A 13,379-nucleotide genomic window follows, 5' to 3' on the forward strand; every position below is an offset into this window, starting at 1 on the left:
TTTGTTTTTTTGCGTTGTTTTTGTGGTTTTGTTGTTTTGTGTTCTGGTTTTGTTTTTTTGTTTTTTTTTTTTTTTTTTTTCCCCCCCCCCCCCCCCCCCCGCGGCCGTCTTCCGCCCCCATGTGCGGCACCCCCATGGGCTTGCCCGCCCAGGTGCCGCCCGCCCTAGTGGCGGCCGGCCTCCACCACGTCCGGCGCCGGCAGCTCGTGCCGGGCGAGCTGCCGGTTGCGCAGCATCGAGGAGCCCAGCGCGGCCCCGATGAAGGCCACCCCGATCAGGCCGGTGACGATCTCCGGGATCTTGTACTCGATCGAGATCAACAGGATCGCGGCCAGCGCGCCGATCGCGTAGTGGGCGCCGTGCTCCAGGTAGACGTAGTCGTCCAGGGTGCCCTTGCGGACCAGGAAGACCGTCAGCGAGCGGATGTACATCGCGCCGATGCCCAGGCCCAGGGTGATCTGGAAGACGTCGTTGGAGATGGCGAAGGCGCCGACCACGCCGTCGAAGGAGAAGGAGGCGTCCAGCACCTCCAGGTAGAGGAAGAGGAAGAAGGCGGCCTTTCCGGCCACCTGCAGCGCGCAGGCGCCGGAACGGGCCACGGCCACGGCCGCCTCCCCTTCGGCGCCCTCGTCGGCGTCCTCGTCATCCTCCTCGGCGTCCTCCAGGCTCGACTCGAAGACCCCGGAGAGCCCGTTCACCGCGAGGTAGGTCGCCAGCCCGAGCAGGCCCGCGAGCAGGACCGTTTCGGCGTGCGAGCCGGCGAAGAACCGGGCCGCGAGGGCGAGCGAGCCCAGCGCGATCACCGAGGAGAGCGCCTCCAGCCGGCCGATCCGCTCCAGCGGGCGCTCGATCCAGCGCAGCCAGTGGAAGTCCTTCTCGTCCAGCACGAAGTCGAGGAAGATCATCAGCAGGAAGATCCCGCCGAAGGCGGCGATCGCCGGGTTGGCCGCCTCCAGGTGCTGGGCGTAGGTCAGCCCGTGGTACGTGTGGCCGGAGTTGAGGGCCAGGTCGATCACGGTGCTCGGCCCGATGTGCGCGGTCAGGCCCACCACCAGCAGCGGGAAGAGCAGCCGCATGCCGAAGACCGCGATCAGCACGCCGACGGTCAGGAAGATCTTCTGCCAGAACGGATTCATCCGCTTGAGCACGGTCGCGTTGACCACGGCGTTGTCGAAGGAGAGCGAGATCTCCAGGACCGCCAGGATGAGCACCACGCCGAAGCCCTCGGCGCCCCAGATCAGCCCGGCCGCGACCAACCCGGCGATCGTGGTCGCGAAGGACCATCCGAAAGTTCGGAGGAACACGGTGTTACTACCTTTCGGTGACATGGCGCGCCGAGGATTTGACGGTGCCTTTACTGTACGTTTACTCCAAAATCGAGGGCAATCCCGCGCAGTCCGGAGGCGTAGCCCTGGCCCACCGCCCGGAACTTCCACTCGCCCTGGTACCGGTAGAGCTCCCCGAAGATCATCGCGGTCTCGGTGGAGGCGTCCTCGGTGAGGTCGTAGCGGGCGATCTCCTGGCCGCCCAGCTGGTTGACCACCCGGATGTAGGCGTTGCGCACCTGGCCGAAGCTCTGCAGCCGGCTGTCCGCGTCGTAGATGGAGACCGGGAAGACCACCTTGTCGACCTGCGCGGGGACCAGGTCCAGGTTGACCAGGATCACCTCCTCGTCGCCCTCGTCGCCCTCCTGGCCACCGACCAGGTTGTCCCCCAGGTGCTCCACCGAGCCCTCGGGGCTCTTGAGGTTGTTGTAGAAGACGAAGTACTCGTCGCCGATCACCCGGCCGCCCGTGCAGAGCAGCGCGCTCGCGTCGAGGTCGAAGGGCGCACCGGTGGTGGACCGGGCGTCCCAGCCCAGGCCGATCTGAACCTGGGTCAGGCCCGGCGCGGCCTTGCTCAACGAGACATTGCCGCCCTTGGCGAGCGTGACACTCATCGTCGTCTTTCCTCCCACTCCCTGGCGGTCCGCACCGTCCGGCGCGGTGAGAAGGGCCGAAGACCAGATGTACGCCCTCGCGCCCGCGAACGGTTCCGGACCGCCCACTGAACATCCTGAACTTGGAACCTATCAAGGCCCTGGGCTGCCGGTCGGCCCGGTGTTCGGGGCCCCGAAGACAGGACGCCGCGGGCCCGCCGGACACGACGGAGCCCCGGTCGCCGATTGCGGCGACCAGGGCTCCTCGGGGTCCGCGCGGGCGGGCCGGCGGGCTGCTCGCCCGCTGGTCACGCGTGAGGCGGTGGTCGGTCAGACGTTGACGCCGAAGTCCTGCGCGATGCCGCGCAGGCCGGAGGCGTAGCCCTGGCCGATGGCGCGGAACTTCCACTCGGTCCCGTTGCGGTAGAGCTCGCCGAAGACCATCGCGGTCTCGGTCGAGGCGTCCTCGCTGAGGTCGTAGCGGGCGATCTCCTGGCCGCCGACCTGGTTGACCACCCGGATGTAGGCGTTGCGGACCTGGCCGAAGTTCTGCCCCCGGGTCTCGGCCTCGTAGATCGAGACCGGGAAGACGATCTTCGCGGTGCCGAGCGGCACGGCGGTCAGGTCGACCTTGATCACCTCGTCGTCGCCCTCGCCCTCGCCGGTGAGGTTGTCGCCGGTGTGCTCGACCGAACCGTCCGGGCTCTTCAGGTTGTTGAAGAAGACGAAGTCGCTGTCCTTGGCGACCTTGCCCTGCTCGGTGCAGAGCAGCGCGCTCGCGTCCAGGTCGAACTCGGCGCCGGTGGTGGTACGAGCGTCCCAACCGAGCGCGACCAGCACCGCGGTCAGGCCCGGGGCCTCCTTGGTGAGCGAGACGTTGCCGCCCTTGCTCAGGCTGACACCCACAACTTCCTCCAGGATGTGGGAGGCACCTGCGGCGCCTCGGCATGTGGCCAGCAGCCCGGCGTCCGGGCCCCTGCTCCAGTCAACGGCCAGATCGTAGTACCGGGTTCCCGGCCGGAACGCGAAGCGGCCCGGCGTGGCCGGGGATTCCCGCGCGGCGGCCGCAGCCGCCCACCGATCCCCGCCCGCACCGGGCCGCCCGGGCCGGCCCCTGGCGGGCCGGCAGCGGGGCTCAGAGCGCGCCGAGCGCCTTCAGGTACTCCTGCTCGTCGCGGGCGTCAGGCAGGCCGTTGACGATCGACCAGCGCACCACGCCGGACTTGTCGATCACGAAGGTGCCGCGCACCGCGCAGCCCTTCTCCGGGTCGAAGACGCCGTAGGCGGTGGAGACCGCACCGTGCGGCCAGAAGTCCGACAGCAGCGGGTACTCCAGGCCCTCCTGGTCGGCGAAGACGCGCAGGGTGAACGGCGAGTCGTTGGAGACCGCGAGGACCTGCACGTCGTCGTTCTGCAGGCGCGGCAGCTCCTTCTGGATCGCGCAGACCTCGCCGGTGCAGACACCGGTGAAGGCGAACGGGTAGAAGACCAGGACGACGTTCTTCTCGCCCCGGAAGTCGGAGAGCTTGACCAGCTCGCCGTGCTGGTTCTTCAGCTCGAAGTCCGGAGCCTGGGTACCGACCTCGATGGCCATGGTTGGGACCTTTCTGAGCGCGTCTGAGGCTGCGGGCACGGTGCGTGCGCGCGGCGGGCTCATCCTCGCATCCGACACGCCGAATTCGGCCGGACGGGTGACGGCGCAGGTCCCTTCGGGGGAGTTTCGGCACCGGTTTCGCCGCAAGCGAACAGGACCCCCGGCGGTGGCCACAACCGGGGGCCGGAAAGCAGCCGGACCCCACTGGAGGTTCCTCCAGCGGGGTCCGGTGCAAGCGGAGCGGGCTGCCGTCAGCGCTTGCCGGACTTCGCCGCCTTCGGCGTGGCCAGCTTGGTGCCGGCCCAGTCCTTGGCCACCGAGATCGAGCTGGTCTGGGAGAGCCCGGCGGTCTTCGCCGCGTCGGCGATCTCGTGCGACTCCACGTAGCCGTCACGGCCCTTCTTCGGGGTCAGCAGCCAGACCACGCCGCCCTCGGCCAGGTACTCCAGAGTGTCGACGAGGGCATCGGTGAGGTCCCCGTCCTCCTCGCGGTGCCACAGCAGGACGGCGTCGGCGACGTCGTCGTAGTCCTCGTCGACGAGCTCCTCACCGGTGATCTCCTCGATTCCCTCGCGGAGCTCCTGGTCGGTGTCTTCGTCGAACCCGATCTCCTGGACGATCTGGCCGGGCTCGAAGCCCAGCTTCGAGGCCGGGTTGGACTTGTCCGCGGGGTCCGCGGTCGCGCTCACGGGAATAACCTCCAGTATTCGGCCTGGCGTCGGTGCCAAGGCTGTGGCCGTAGTCCACACGGGAGCGGCGGTTCGCGCAAGTACCCGACCCCCGATCCCACCCAAAGGTTGACGTGTCGTAGCAAGACACGCCGAGTCCTGTGCCGGGAATCACACCGATTTGCCCTTTTGCGGATCGTTCGCCCATGCTGCGGATGCCACTCGGCCGCCGACGGTCCAGGCAGGCTCGTCCAGCCCCGTGCCCGCGATGCGAACGGCATTCGAGAGCAACACGATCACGGGCGTACAGTCTCCTGTTGGCCCTCACCCCGACCGGCCGCCAGCGGGCGAGCGGGGAGCCCGGAGCGATCCGGGCACATCAGGTCGGACCACCTCTTCGTAACACCCGGTGGACGCCCGGCGACGGCGATGACGCCGTCCGGGCCCCACCTGACCGGCTCGCCCACCAGGCGCGACGGTTACCGATCGGTAGAGATGACGGATCTCCGAGTCGCGGTACACGATGGAGGCGGCGCGACACACCTCAGTTTCGACCGACAGTGAAGGAACAGCGTGGCTTCCGGATCAGATCGCAACCCGATCATCATTGGCGGCCTTCCGAGTCAGGTCCCGGACTTCGATCCCGAGGAGACCGCGGAATGGCTGGAGTCGCTCGACGCGGCCATTGACGAGCGGGGGCGCGAGCGTGCTCGCTACCTGATGCTCCGGCTGATCGAGCGCGCCCGCGAGAAGCGTGTCGCCGTGCCCGAGATGCGCAGCACGGACTACGTCAACACGATCGCCACCAAGGACGAGCCGTTCTTCCCCGGCAACGAGGAGATCGAGCGCAAGGTCCTGAACGCGACCCGCTGGAACGCGGCCGTGATGGTCTCCCGCGCCCAGCGCCCGGGCATCGGCGTCGGCGGGCACATCGCCACCTTCGCCTCCTCCGCGTCGCTCTACGACGTCGGCTTCAACTACTTCTTCCGCGGCAAGGACGCCGACGGCGAGTCCGGTGACCAGGTCTTCTTCCAGGGCCACGCGTCCCCCGGCATCTACGCCCGCGCCTTCCTGCTGGACCGACTCTCCGAGCAGCAGCTGGACTCCTTCCGCCAGGAGAAGTCGAAGGCCCCGTACGGCCTGTCCAGCTACCCGCACCCGCGCCTGATGCCGGACTTCTGGGAGTTCCCGACCGTCTCGATGGGCCTCGGCCCGCTCGGCGCGATCTACCAGGCCCGGATGAACCGCTACCTGGAGCACCGCGGCATCAAGGACACCTCCGACTCGCAGGTGTACGCCTTCCTCGGCGACGGCGAGATGGACGAGCCGGAGTCGCTGGGCCAGCTGACCCTGGCCGCGCGCGAGGGCCTGGACAACCTGACCTTCGTGGTCAACTGCAACCTGCAGCGCCTGGACGGCCCGGTGCGCGGCAACGGCAAGATCATCCAGGAGCTCGAGTCGGTCTTCCGCGGTGCCGGCTGGAACGTGATCAAGCTGATCTGGGACCGCACCTGGGACCCGCTGCTGGCCCAGGACCGCGACGGCGTCCTGGTCGAGAAGCTGAACACCACCCCGGACGGCCAGTTCCAGACCTACGCCACCGAGTCGGGCGCGTACATCCGCGAGCACTTCTTCGGCGGCGACCTGCGGCTGCGCAAGATGGTCGAGGAGATGACCGACCAGCAGATCCAGCACCTGGGTCGCGGCGGCCACGACCACCGCAAGGTCTACTCGGCGTTCAAGGCGGCCCGCGAGCACAAGGGCCAGCCGACCGTCATCCTGGCGCAGACCGTCAAGGGCTGGACGCTGGGCCCCAACTTCGAGGGCCGCAACGCCACCCACCAGATGAAGAAGCTGACCGTCGAGGACCTCAAGCGGTTCCGCGACCGGCTGCACATCCCGATCACCGACAAGCAGCTGGAGGAGGGCTACCCGCCCTACTACCACCCGGGTCGGGACTCGGAGGAGATCCAGTACATGCACGACCGGCGCCAGGAGCTGGGCGGCTACGTGCCGACCCGCAAGGTGCGCCCGCGTCCGCTGGAGCTGCCCGGCGAGGACGCGTACAAGGCGGTCAAGAAGGGTTCCGGCCAGCAGACCATCGCCACCACCATGGCGTTCGTCCGCCTGCTCAAGGACCTGATGCGGGACAAGGGCATCGGCAACCGCTTCGTGCCGATCGCGCCCGACGAGTACCGCACCTTCGGCATGGACTCGCTCTTCCCGTCGGCCAAGATCTACAACCCGCTCGGCCAGACCTACGAGTCGGTCGACCGCGAGCTGCTGCTGGCCTACAAGGAGTCGCCGACCGGCCAGATGCTGCACGACGGCATCTCCGAGGCGGGCTGCACCGCCTCGCTGATCGCCGCCGGCTCCTCCTACGCCACCCACGGCGAGCCGCTGATCCCGGTCTACGTCTTCTACTCGATGTTCGGGTTCCAGCGCACCGGTGACCAGTTCTGGCAGATGGCCGACCAGCTGGCCCGCGGCTTCGTGCTCGGCGCCACCGCCGGTCGCACCACGCTGACCGGTGAGGGCCTGCAGCACGCCGACGGCCACTCTCACCTGCTGGCCTCGACCAACCCGGCCGTCGTCGCCTACGACCCGGCCTACGGCTTCGAGATCGCGCACATCGTCCAGGACGGCCTGCGCCGCATGTACGGCTCCTCCGCCGAGCACCCGCACGGCGAGGACGTCTTCTACTACATGACGGTCTACAACGAGCCGATCCAGATGCCGGCCGAGCCCGAGAACGTCGACGTCGAGGGCATCCTCAAGGGTCTGCACAAGTACGCGCCCGCCACCGCGGGCCAGATCCCGGCGCAGATCCTCGCCTCCGGCGTGGCCGTGCCGTGGGCGCTGGAGGCCCAGCGGATCCTGGCCGCGGAGTGGAACGTCAAGGCCGACGTCTGGTCCGCGACCTCCTGGAACGAGCTGCGGCGCGACGCGATCGAGGCCGAGCGGTTCAACCTGCTGCACCCCGAGGAGCCGCAGCGGGTGCCGTACGTGACGGAGAAGCTCACCGGCCAGGAGGGCCCGTTCGTCGCGGTCTCCGACTGGATGCGCGCGGTGCCGGACCAGATCGCGCGCTGGGTGCCCGGTGCGTGGCAGTCGCTGGGTGCGGACGGCTTCGGCTTCGCCGACACCCGCGGTGCGGCCCGCCGGTTCTTCCACATCGACGCGCAGTCGGTGGTGCTGGGCGTGCTGACCGAGCTCGCCAAGCAGGGCAAGATCGACCGCTCCGCGCTGAAGGAGGCGATCGACCGCTACCAGCTGCTGGACGTGGCCGCCGCCGACCCGGGCGCGGCGGGCGGCGACGCCTGAGGTCGTCCGACCGAGCTGCTGCGGCGCCGAGGCGCCGCGCGACGGCCGAGGGCCGGTTCCCCCTGGGGAGCCGGCCCTCGGCCGTCGTGGTGCCCGGGAGCGGTGCTCGGCAGCGGTGCTCGGGGGCCACGGGATCCCGGGCACCGGCCGCCGGCCCCGACCGGCGCAGTACGGCGCGCCGCCGGGCGCGCGCCCGGCGATGATCGCCCCATGGACGACAGACGGATCCTGGACCGCGCCCGTTGGTTGCTGCAGGAGGTCCACCTCACCCCCACCGAGGCGGCCGGCCGGCTGCTGGACTACTTCCCGGACCTGGAGCGCGAGGAGCGCGCCCGCGTGCTGCGCGAGGCGGCGGCGGAGCTGCGCCCGACCCGCTGAACGGCGTCCGACCCGCTGAACGGCGTCCGGGGCGGCCCGCGAGTCGGGTGGCGCCCGGGCCCCGCCCGTCCCCACGAGCTCGTCGGCCGCACGGGCGCCACCGGATTCCGAGGCTATGACAGCAACTGACAGAAGGCAATCCATGTCTTCTGTCAGTCACTGCCAGTTGAACTCGGCCCCGCCGCCGCCCCCGCGCTATCGTGTCCGCATGGCCACCTCTGCCGGCACCCCAAACCCGGCGCCCAGCGGCGCCCCGCCGCCGGGGCTGCGCGAACGCAAGAAGCAGCGCACCCGGGACGCCCTGGTGGACGCCGCCCACCGGCTCTTCCTCGGCCAGGGCTACGCCGACACCACCGTCGACGAGATCGCCGCCGCCGTGGACGTCTCGCAGCGGACCTTCTTCCGCTACTTCGCAGGCAAGGAGGAGGCCGCCCTCGCGGTGCTGGCCGACGCCGAGGAGTACTTCATCGGCCGGCTGCAGGCCCGCCCGGCCGCGGAGAACCCGCTGACCGCGCTGCGGGCGGCGATCGGCGAGTCCTGGCGCGACCTGAGCCCGGCCCGCACCGGCGGCACCCGCGGGGTCACCGCCGCGCTGGAACTGATCCAGCTGATCGAGTCCACCCCCACCCTGCTCGCCGCCCACCTGCGCCGGTCGGCCGACCAGGAGCGCCGAGTGGCCGAGGTGCTGGCCGCCCGCGAGGGCGTGGACCCGGCCCTGGACCTGCGGCCCCGGCTGCTGGCGGCGGTCTTCGGCGCGGTGGTCCGCTCGGCCCACCTGGCCTGGACCAGCAGCGCGGTGGACACCCCGGAGGATGACGGGCCGGAGGCGATGATTGCCGTGATCGAGCGTCATCTCGACCAGCTCGGACCGGCGTTGACCGGCGACTGGCGGGGCAACGAAACGGGCGACAGCCGGTCACTGTGACCCAACCCACAGTTTGGGGCGGCTCCAGCACTCCCCGAGACCTAATACGCTGGCCGACTGAACGTTGTCCGACGTACCACCCAGGGGAGTTGACGCGATGCGGCGCAGGCGCCTGAAGCGCGCGTTGATCGGGGCGTTCGCCGCGTGCGCGGTGCTGGCCGACGCCGGAGCGGCCGCGGCCCAGGCCGCCGCCTCCAACGAGCAGGTGGCCATCACCACGCCGCCGGCCGGCTCCGAGGCGTGGACGCACGACCACTCGCTGGGCACGGACCTGCCCGACCCGGCCACCGCCGACGCCACCACGGTGGCCGCCTTCTTCGCCTCGCTCGGCGCGGCGCAGCAGGACCGCCTGGTGCAGGCCTACCCGCTGGTGGTCGGCAACCTGGACGGCGCCCCGCTGCAGCTGCGCTACCGGGCCAACCGGCTGGCCCTGCTCGACGAGGTGGCCCGGGCCAAGGCCGTCGCCGCCGACCCCAAGGTCGACGCCACCACCCACGCGCTCGCCGTCTCCCGGGCCAACGACTGCCAGGCGCTGCTGCGCCCCGGCCGGCAGATCCTGGCCTTCGACCCGCGCGGGCGCGGCCTGGTCACCGAGGTCTTCGGCGACCTGGCGACCGCCCAGCGGGTCTCGGTGATCGTGCCCGGCTCGGACACCGACCTCGGCCACCACGACCGGGCCGACGACCCGCTGCGCTCGCCGGCCGGGATGGCCCGGGCGCTGCAGGCCAAGGAGCAGCAGCTGGCGCCGGACACCAGCACCGCGGTGATCGCCTGGACCGGCTACGTCACCCCGGTCGGCCTCGGCCCGGACGCGGCCACCGCCCGGCTCGCCCAGGCCGGCGCGCCGCGGCTGTACCGGCTGCTGGAGGGCCTGAAGCAGACCAGCGCCCCGGCGGCCCCGCCGACCCTGGTCTGCCACTCCTACGGCACCGTGGTCTGCGGCACCGTGGCCCCGCTGCTGCACGGCCCGACCACCGACATGGTGGTGCTGGGCAGCCCGGGCATGGGCGTGCAGAACGCCGACGAGCTGGGTACCGGGGTCCACCTGTGGGCCACCCGCAACCCCAGCGACTGGATCGGCGACGTGCCGTACGTGGAGGTCGGCGGCCTCGGCCACGGCGCCGACCCGACCGGCTCGGACTTCGGTGCCGAGCAGATCTCCTCGGCCGGCGCCGCCGGGCACGTGGGGTACTTCGCGCCCGGCACCACCAGCCTGTTCAACTTCGCGGCGATCGCGCTCGGCGACTACCAGGCCGTGGTCTACCGCAACGGCTGAGGCCGGCTACCGGGCCGCGTCGTCCGGTGCCGCACCCCACGGCGTCGCACCCCACGGCGGTGCGGCGTCCTGCGGGAGGCAGGCCCACCGCACGGCGTCCTGCGGTGCGGCGGCGGCCGGGGTGGCCAGCGCCGCGGCCAGGGTCTCGATCGCGGCCCGGCGCAGGGTCAGGATCGAGACCGCCGAGCCGTCCGCGAAGTGCAGCCGGAACCGGGCCATGAGCTGCGTCCGCGGTCGCCGCTCGACCCGGGTCACGAACTCCCGGGGCAGCTCCCAGGCGATCCGCCCGGGGGTGCGGAAGTCGGCCTTCCCGCCGACGTACAGCACCCGCCGGTCGGTCACCGCCAGCAGCTTCTGGCTCTCCGGGATCCGCACCGGGAACCCGGCCGCCAGCGAGGTCTGCCCACCGCTGACCGCGCCGATCCGCGAGATCGCGTTGCCGACCCTGGCCGACGGCCCGTGCCCCACCCCCGTGGCCCCCGCCACCGGGTAGCCGGCGGCCACGTCCAACAGGCGCTCCCCCGGGTGCAACAGCGGTTCCAGCACGGCACGGGAGCGTAGGGTCAGCTTCTCGGTCACCGCGCCAGCGTAGCGACCGGCCGGTGGCTACTCGCGGCCGACTGCGGTGGCGGTGGTCATGTTCGGGTACCGGGTGCCCGCGACCTCGTCGGCCAGCGGCTCCAGCACCGCCAGTTCCGCCTCGGTCAGCTGCAGCCCGGCGGCCGCGGTGTTCTCGGCCAGCCGGGTGCGCTTGCGGGTGCCGGGGATCGGAACCACCGTCAGGCCGTGCACCGCGGCACGCTGGTGGACCCAGGCGAGGGCGACCTGAGCGGGCGTCACCCCGCGCTCGGCGGCGAGCTGCCGGATCGGGGCGATCAGCGCGGCGTTGGCGGCCGCGTTGTCGCCGTTGAAGCGCGGCTGGTGGCGGCGGAAGTCGTCCTCGGCCAGCTCCTCGGCGCTGGCGAAGCTGCCGGTCAGGAAGCCGCGGCCGAGCGGCGAGTAGGGCACCAGGGCGACGCCCAGCTCGGCGGCCGCGCCGACCAGGCTGACCTCCACGTCACGGGAGAAGAGCGACCACTCCTGCTGCACCGCGGCGATCGGGTGCACCGCGTGGGCCTCGCGCAGCTCGGCGCCGGTCACCTCGGACAGCCCCAGGTGGCGCACCTTGCCGGCCTGCACCAGCTCGGCCATCGCGCCCACCGACTCGGCCAGCGGCACCTGCGGGTCGCGCCGGTGCATGTAGTAGAGGTCGATCGTCTCGATGCCCAGGCGGCGCAGCGAGGCGTCCACCGCGGTGCGCACGTAGGCCGGGTCGTTGCGGACCCCGCGGTAGTGCGGGTCGTCCGCCCGGCGCTCGATCGCGAACTTGGTGGCCAGCACCACCTGGTCGCGGTGGGCCCGGACGAAGGGGCCGACCAGCTCCTCGTTGTGCCCCGAGCCGTAGACGTCGGCGGTGTCGAACATGGTGACCCCGGCCGCCAGCGCGGCCTCCAGGGTGGCCAGCGCCTCGGTGGTGTCGGTGGGGCCGTAGAACTCGCTCATCCCCATGCATCCGAGGCCCTGGACGCCGACCAGCGGCCCGTCGGTGCCGAGCCGGACGGCGGGGAGGGTGGACGTCGACTGGCTGGTGCTCATTGGCTCTGCGCCTTCTTCCCTGAGTAGCGGTCGATCTTGTAGTCGAGGACGGCGAGGGTCGCGTGCAGGTCGGCGATCTTCTGCCGGACCTCCTCGCGGTGCGCGACCAGCAGCTCGCGCCGGCCCTCGATGGTGTGGTCGCCCTCCCGGACCAGCTCGACGTAGCGGAGCATGTCCGCCACCGGCATGCCGGTCAGCCGCAGCCGGCCGAGGAAGGCCAACCGGGCCAGGTCATCGTCGCTGTAGAGGCGGCGCCCGGCGTGCGAGCGGTCCACCGGGTCGAGCAGGCCGATGCGCTCGTACCAGCGCAGGGTGTGGGTGGTCAGCCCGGTGCGGGCGGCCACCTCGCTGATGGCGTGGCGCAGCGAGGAGCCGCCGGGCGTGGCGGGCGCCTCCCCGGGGCCGGCCTCGCAGGCCTCCCGGACCCGGTCGACGGGGCGGCGGGCGGGCTCGACCGCGGTCACCTGCTCCGTCGGCGACTCCCGGACCGGCGACTGGCGAGCCGGCGACTCCCGGACCGGCGACGGTCGGGCCGGAACCTGCTGGGCAGGCAACTGCTGGGCTGGCACGGCGCTCATGTCGGCTCCCCCGGGTGGTGCGGCGTGGTGTCCTCGACGCTATCGAGTTGGAGTGCACTCCAAGCAAGCCGGCAGCCCGGACGGGTCTCCGCGGTACCCGGTTACAGTTCCTGCCATGGAGAGCTTGCGGATGATCGAGGACTGGCCGGTCGGGACGGCGGCCGTGGCGGTGGTACGGGGCGCGGACGGCGCACTGCTGGGCGCGCACGGGCCGCAGCAGCACCGCTTCCAGCTGGCGTCGGTGACCAAGCCGCTGACCGCCTACGCGGCGCTGGTCGCCGTGGAGGAGGGCGTCTTCGAGCTGGACGACCCGGCCGGTCCGGCCGGCTCGACGGTCCGTCACCTGCTCGCCCACACCTCGGGCCTGGCCTTCGACGAGCACCGGGCGATGGCCGAGCCCGGGACCCGGCGGCTGTACTCCAACGCCGGGTTCGACGTGCTCGCCGACACCCTGGCCAAGGCCGCCGGGATCCCGTTCGAGCGGTACGCGGCCGAGGCGGTCTTCGAGCCGCTGGGGATGGTCGACACCGCGATCGACCCGGCGCACCGCACCCCGGCCGGCGCCGGCGGCGTCTCCACCGCCGCCGACCTGGCGAGGTTCGCCGCCGAGCTGCAGGCCCCGCGGCTGCTGCACCCCGACACGGTGAGCACCGCGACCCGCGAGGTGGCCTTCCCCGGCCTGACCGGCGTGCTGCCCGGCTTCGGCCACCAGCGGCCCAACGACTGGGGGCTCGGCTTCGAGATCCGCGACGGCAAGGCCCCGCACTGGACCGGTGCCACCAGCTCCCCGCAGACCTTCGGCCACTTCGGCCAGTCCGGCACCTTCCTCTGGGTCGACCCGGTCGCGGGCGCGGCCTGCGTGGCGCTGGCCGACCGCGACTTCGGCCCGTGGGCGGCCGAGGCCTGGCCGGCCTTCACCGACGCGCTGCTCGCCGAGCTGCGCGCCGGCCGCTAGGGCCAGTCTTCAAACCCCCGTCTGCGCGGCGACGCCGGGGCACGCACCTCGACGGCTTCTCGTCAGTCGCCGATGCTCCGCATGGACTCCCTCCTCGGCGCCGCCGATGCACGCACCCCAACGCCGCC

The 13,379-nt window shown here is 71.6% G+C and carries 14 protein-coding genes; 5 read left to right on the forward strand and 9 right to left on the reverse strand.

Annotated elements, in window-relative coordinates:
* Positions 1–164 precede the first annotated feature (164 nt).
* The 6 genes from ACQRUO_RS23660 to ACQRUO_RS23685 form a co-directional block, all read right to left on the reverse strand.
* Positions 165–1,304 (reverse strand): DUF475 domain-containing protein, encoded by a 1,140-nt coding sequence (locus tag ACQRUO_RS23660; RefSeq protein ID WP_428318038.1) that lies wholly within the window; start codon positions 1,302–1,304, stop codon positions 165–167.
* A 50-nt stretch (positions 1,305–1,354) separates the two neighbouring features.
* The gene (locus ACQRUO_RS23665; protein ID WP_428318039.1) at positions 1,355–1,939 is read right to left on the reverse strand and encodes a TerD family protein; all 585 of its coding nucleotides are present in this window, start codon (positions 1,937–1,939) and stop codon (positions 1,355–1,357) included.
* Between the two features lie 309 nt (positions 1,940–2,248).
* A complete protein-coding gene (locus tag ACQRUO_RS23670) occupies positions 2,249–2,824 on the reverse strand; it encodes a TerD family protein (protein ID WP_428318040.1) in 576 nt (191 codons plus the stop codon).
* Between the two features lie 229 nt (positions 2,825–3,053).
* Positions 3,054–3,512, reverse strand: a complete 459-nt coding sequence (locus ACQRUO_RS23675) for a peroxiredoxin (protein WP_428318041.1) — start codon at positions 3,510–3,512, stop codon at positions 3,054–3,056.
* A 251-nt stretch (positions 3,513–3,763) separates the two neighbouring features.
* The gene (locus ACQRUO_RS23680) at positions 3,764–4,201 is read right to left on the reverse strand and encodes a DUF3052 domain-containing protein (RefSeq protein WP_428318042.1); all 438 of its coding nucleotides are present in this window, start codon (positions 4,199–4,201) and stop codon (positions 3,764–3,766) included.
* Positions 4,202–4,351: 150 nt separating this feature from the next.
* Entirely contained in the window at positions 4,352–4,480 is a 129-nt protein-coding gene (locus ACQRUO_RS23685; RefSeq protein WP_428318043.1) for a hypothetical protein, read from the reverse strand.
* 273 nt (positions 4,481–4,753) lie between these two features.
* Between ACQRUO_RS23685 and aceE the strand changes: the two genes are divergently transcribed.
* The 4 genes from aceE to ACQRUO_RS23705 all read left to right on the forward strand — a co-directional run bounded on the left by aceE (position 4,754) and on the right by ACQRUO_RS23705 (position 10,083).
* The gene (aceE, locus tag ACQRUO_RS23690; protein WP_428318044.1) at positions 4,754–7,504 is read left to right on the forward strand and encodes a pyruvate dehydrogenase (acetyl-transferring), homodimeric type; all 2,751 of its coding nucleotides are present in this window, start codon (positions 4,754–4,756) and stop codon (positions 7,502–7,504) included.
* Positions 7,505–7,714: 210 nt separating this feature from the next.
* Complete coding sequence (locus ACQRUO_RS23695) at positions 7,715–7,882, forward strand: hypothetical protein (RefSeq protein ID WP_428318045.1); 168 nt, start codon at positions 7,715–7,717, stop codon at positions 7,880–7,882.
* Positions 7,883–8,090: 208 nt separating this feature from the next.
* Positions 8,091–8,807: a TetR/AcrR family transcriptional regulator gene (locus ACQRUO_RS23700; RefSeq protein WP_428318046.1), complete on the forward strand. Its 717-nt coding sequence runs from the start codon at positions 8,091–8,093 to the stop codon at positions 8,805–8,807.
* 97 nt (positions 8,808–8,904) lie between these two features.
* The gene (locus ACQRUO_RS23705; protein WP_428318047.1) at positions 8,905–10,083 is read left to right on the forward strand and encodes an alpha/beta hydrolase; all 1,179 of its coding nucleotides are present in this window, start codon (positions 8,905–8,907) and stop codon (positions 10,081–10,083) included.
* A gap of 6 nt (positions 10,084–10,089) precedes the next feature.
* On the opposite strand, the gene ACQRUO_RS23710 is transcribed toward ACQRUO_RS23705, so the two are convergent.
* From ACQRUO_RS23710 to ACQRUO_RS23720, 3 genes are read right to left on the reverse strand one after another with little or no spacing between them, the layout of a single operon-like run.
* Positions 10,090–10,662, reverse strand: a complete 573-nt coding sequence (locus tag ACQRUO_RS23710; RefSeq protein WP_428318048.1) for a hypothetical protein — start codon at positions 10,660–10,662, stop codon at positions 10,090–10,092.
* 27 nt (positions 10,663–10,689) lie between these two features.
* Positions 10,690–11,718 (reverse strand): aldo/keto reductase, encoded by a 1,029-nt coding sequence (locus tag ACQRUO_RS23715; protein ID WP_428318049.1) that lies wholly within the window; start codon positions 11,716–11,718, stop codon positions 10,690–10,692.
* Positions 11,715–12,296 carry a MerR family transcriptional regulator gene (locus tag ACQRUO_RS23720; protein ID WP_428318050.1) on the reverse strand — a complete coding sequence of 194 codons (582 nt, stop codon included), beginning with the start codon at positions 12,294–12,296 and terminating at the stop codon, positions 11,715–11,717. Before ACQRUO_RS23720 ends, ACQRUO_RS23715 begins: the two co-directional genes overlap by 4 nt.
* 115 nt (positions 12,297–12,411) lie before the next feature.
* Between ACQRUO_RS23720 and ACQRUO_RS23725 the strand changes: the two genes are divergently transcribed.
* Positions 12,412–13,251 (forward strand): serine hydrolase domain-containing protein, encoded by an 840-nt coding sequence (locus ACQRUO_RS23725; protein WP_428318051.1) that lies wholly within the window; start codon positions 12,412–12,414, stop codon positions 13,249–13,251.
* Positions 13,252–13,379: the final 128 nt, after the last annotated feature.

The sequence above is a fragment of the Kitasatospora sp. LaBMicrA B282 genome (assembly GCF_050325825.1).
Taxonomy (GTDB): domain Bacteria; phylum Actinomycetota; class Actinomycetes; order Streptomycetales; family Streptomycetaceae; genus Kitasatospora.

Bases quoted from the DNA above. Each gene is read 5' to 3' on its own strand.
- ACQRUO_RS23700 (WP_428318046.1), top strand. From the start codon at position 8,091: ATGGCCACCTCTGCCGGCACCCCAAACCCGGCGCCCAGCGGCGCCCCG.
- ACQRUO_RS23715 (WP_428318049.1), bottom strand. From the start codon at position 11,718: ATGAGCACCAGCCAGTCGACGTCCACCCTCCCCGCCGTCCGGCTCGGC.
- ACQRUO_RS23695 (WP_428318045.1), top strand. From the start codon at position 7,715: ATGGACGACAGACGGATCCTGGACCGCGCCCGTTGGTTGCTGCAGGAG.
- ACQRUO_RS23725 (WP_428318051.1), top strand. From the start codon at position 12,412: ATGGAGAGCTTGCGGATGATCGAGGACTGGCCGGTCGGGACGGCGGCC.
- ACQRUO_RS23705 (WP_428318047.1), top strand. From the start codon at position 8,905: ATGCGGCGCAGGCGCCTGAAGCGCGCGTTGATCGGGGCGTTCGCCGCG.
- ACQRUO_RS23675 (WP_428318041.1), bottom strand. From the start codon at position 3,512: ATGGCCATCGAGGTCGGTACCCAGGCTCCGGACTTCGAGCTGAAGAAC.
- ACQRUO_RS23720 (WP_428318050.1), bottom strand. From the start codon at position 12,296: ATGAGCGCCGTGCCAGCCCAGCAGTTGCCTGCCCAGCAGGTTCCGGCC.
- ACQRUO_RS23665 (WP_428318039.1), bottom strand. From the start codon at position 1,939: ATGAGTGTCACGCTCGCCAAGGGCGGCAATGTCTCGTTGAGCAAGGCC.